Origin of the sequence: Neoroseomonas alkaliterrae, assembly GCF_014199195.1 — a bacterium.
Lineage (GTDB): Bacteria > Pseudomonadota > Alphaproteobacteria > Acetobacterales > Acetobacteraceae > Neoroseomonas > Neoroseomonas alkaliterrae.
On record NZ_JACIJE010000037.1, the window covers coordinates 1 to 2,591 of the forward strand.

Below are 2,591 nucleotides of genomic sequence, written 5' to 3' on the forward strand. Positions count from 1 at the left end.
TGCGTGACGGCGAGACGGTGGAGGAGACCGCGATCCTCTCGCCGCTCGCCTGGGCGGTCGAGCACCGCGCCGAGGTCGAGGTCGTCGCGACCACGGGCACACTGCTCGACGCGCTGCTGGTCGACATCGCAGCCGCGATCACAGGCGACCGCACCCTCGGCGGCGCAGTCGAGTGGGTGCAGCCCGGCGCGCCGTCCTTCGACGACGCCGAGACCGAGGGCGCCGCCGCGGCCCGCGCCGCCTCCGTCCCCGTCACGCTGTTCTTCACCGTCGCCGGCTCGCCACTGGCCTGACAGGAGCTTCCGATGCCCCGTGCCATCGGCGCGAACTCGCGCCTGCTCATGATCCCCGAGGTGGCCTACGGCACCGCGCCGGGCGGCAACTGGCGGCGCGTGCCCTTCCTCTCCTGCAACCTCGGCGCCGAGCAGCCGCTGCTGGACGCCGACGTCATCGGCCTTGGCGGCAATCGCGATCCCGCCGCGCCGTTCTTCGACACCGTCACGGTCGAGGGCGACGTCGTCGTGCCGGTCGACCTGATCAACATCGGCCACTGGCTGCGCCTGCTGCTCGGCGCGCCGACCACGACCGGCACCAACCCCAACTTCACCCACACCTTCGGTTCGGGTGCGGCGACGCTGCCTTCGCAGGCGATCGAGATCGGCTATCCCGACGTGCCGAGCTACGATGTTTGCGCCGGCGTGCGTGCGGACGCGCTGGAGATCGATTTCTCGCCGACCGGCCCCGCCACCGCGACGATCAAGCTGATCGCCCAGGGCTCGACGCGCTCCGGCTCGTCCTCCGGCGGCACGCCGGTCTCGGCCGCCTACACCGCCTTCAACAAGGCGCAGGGCTCCATCTCCCGCGGCGGCTCTGCGCTGGCGCAGGTCACCGGCGCGCGGCTCGCCTACTCGAACAGCGTGGAGGCGGTGCGCACCATCCGCGCCGACCGCAAGATCGAGGGCGCGGATCCCGGCATCGCGCGGGCCACCGGCCAGATCACCGCGCGCTTCGCGGACACCACGCTGCTGACGCAGGCGCAGAACGGCACCGCGGCGGAGTTCGCCTTCGCGTTCACCATCGACGCCAACCGCAGCCTCACCTTCACGCTGCACGAGGTCTACCTGGCGCTGGCCAAGACGCCGATCGAGGGGCCCGCTGGCGTCGAGGCCAGCTTCGAGTTCCGCGCGGCTTTCAACGCGACGGCGACGCGCATGATGACCGCGGTGCTGAAGAACCAGCAGGCGGGGACGGATTATGCGTGAGCTCAACCGCGCCGGCCGAGGACCTCCGGCAGATCCATGGCACCATGCACGATGCGCAGGATGACGGGCCGCTCCTGCGGCCGCGCCTCATACACGATGACGTAGCGGAACCGCGGCAGGGCGACGAAGCGTACCGGCAGCGGAGCGAGGTCCTCGCGCACCGCGCCGCTCTCCGGGTGGCGGCCGATGCGTTCTGCCGCGCCGAGCACCGCATCCCGCAAGGCGCGCGCGGCGGCGGGTTGTTCCTGCGCGATCCAGCGGACCGCCTCGGTGAGCTCCCGTTGCGCCCGCGGCGTGAGCCGCGCGCGAGGCGCCAATCTCTCCAAGGTCAGTGGCCGCTGCGCGCGGCGAGCTTCGCCTCCGCCTCGGCGATGATGGCATCGAGCTCTGCCGCCACCTCGTCGATTTCGACGTAGCCCTTCTCCTCTCCCTCCCGGCGCGCGTCGTCGAGCGAGCGCAGGAAGGCCTCGCGCTGTTCCTCGCGCGTCTTGAGCAGCTTGAGCGCCGCGTCGATCACCTCCTGCGGCCCGTTGTAGCGGCCGGTCGCCATTGCCGACTGGGCGATGGCCTCCTGCTCCTCGGTCAGCCGAACGACCGTCATCGCAATCTCCTCAGCCCAAGCTGTCCCAGCGAACGCTCGGGCGCGGACCCGTGTTTCCCTCGGAGGCCACCTTATCATGCTCACCCTGGACCTTCCCACCGAGCCGTATTGGCTCGACCTGCCGCGCGGCGTCCGCGTGGAGATCCGACCCGTGACGACCGCCGTCATGGCCGCCGCGCAGGCCGCCGCCGCGCGCCGCCTCGCCGCAATCCGCATCGCCGACCCGGATCTCGACCCCGACATGTCGCGCGGCCTGTCCTTCGCCTTCCTGGTCAAGGCGCTTGCCCGGCACGCCGTCACCGCCTGGGAAGGCGTCGGCGACAGCGCGGGCAAGCCGCTGGCGCTCTCGCCCGAGGCGGTCGAGCGCCTGATGGACCTCGACGACATCGCTGCCGCCTTCTGGGACCGCGCCACCGCGCCCGTCGCGGCGGTGGCCGCCGAGGGAAACGGCTGAGGGCCCGCGCTGCCTGGCACTTTGGCCGCGGGCCCGAATACTGCCGCGGCTGCGCCGCCCTCGGCCGCGACTGCGCCGACGCCTGCCCCTACGCCGCGCAGGCACCAACCAGCCTTGAGGGCCACGCCTGCTGGGCCGCCGGCACCGCATGCGTCGAAGTCACCATGGCCGGCCTGACGCTCGACACCGCCGGCGCGCTTGCCGCGGCCCGCGACCTCGGTGCCGCGGGCTGGGCCGCCGCCGAACTTCTGCTCGCCATCCGCATCGGCATGGC

The 2,591-nt window shown here is 72.4% G+C and carries 5 protein-coding genes; 3 read left to right on the forward strand and 2 right to left on the reverse strand.

Going from position 1 to position 2,591, the window contains the following annotated elements; all coding sequences use genetic code 11:
* Together FHS88_RS20375 and FHS88_RS20380 are read left to right on the forward strand one after the other, a co-directional pair.
* Nucleotides 1–293 (forward strand): hypothetical protein (locus FHS88_RS20375; RefSeq protein WP_184487317.1); only part of this gene is annotated, 293 nt, incomplete at its 5' end.
* Nucleotides 294–305: 12 nt separating this feature from the next.
* A complete protein-coding gene (locus tag FHS88_RS20380; protein ID WP_184487318.1) occupies nt 306–1,262 on the forward strand; it encodes a phage tail tube protein in 957 nt (318 codons plus the stop codon).
* Nucleotides 1,263–1,264: 2 nt separating this feature from the next.
* Here FHS88_RS20380 and FHS88_RS20385 read toward each other — a convergent pair whose 3' ends face one another.
* The gene (locus tag FHS88_RS20385) at nt 1,265–1,579 is read right to left on the reverse strand and encodes a type II toxin-antitoxin system RelE/ParE family toxin (protein WP_184487319.1); all 315 of its coding nucleotides are present in this window, start codon (nt 1,577–1,579) and stop codon (nt 1,265–1,267) included.
* 11 nt (nt 1,580–1,590) lie between these two features.
* Nucleotides 1,591–1,863 (reverse strand): ribbon-helix-helix domain-containing protein, encoded by a 273-nt coding sequence (locus tag FHS88_RS20390; protein ID WP_184487320.1) that lies wholly within the window; start codon nt 1,861–1,863, stop codon nt 1,591–1,593.
* A 76-nt stretch (nt 1,864–1,939) separates the two neighbouring features.
* On the opposite strand from FHS88_RS20390, the gene FHS88_RS20395 reads away from it, so the two are divergent.
* Nucleotides 1,940–2,317, forward strand: a complete 378-nt coding sequence (locus FHS88_RS20395) for a hypothetical protein (protein WP_184487321.1) — start codon at nt 1,940–1,942, stop codon at nt 2,315–2,317.
* Nucleotides 2,318–2,591: the final 274 nt, after the last annotated feature.

Coding starts and splice junctions, on each gene's coding strand:
- FHS88_RS20380 (WP_184487318.1), top strand. CDS start 306: ATGCCCCGTGCCATCGGCGCGAACTCGCGCCTGCTCATGATCCCCGAG.
- FHS88_RS20390 (WP_184487320.1), bottom strand. CDS start 1,863: ATGACGGTCGTTCGGCTGACCGAGGAGCAGGAGGCCATCGCCCAGTCG.
- FHS88_RS20395 (WP_184487321.1), top strand. CDS start 1,940: ATGCTCACCCTGGACCTTCCCACCGAGCCGTATTGGCTCGACCTGCCG.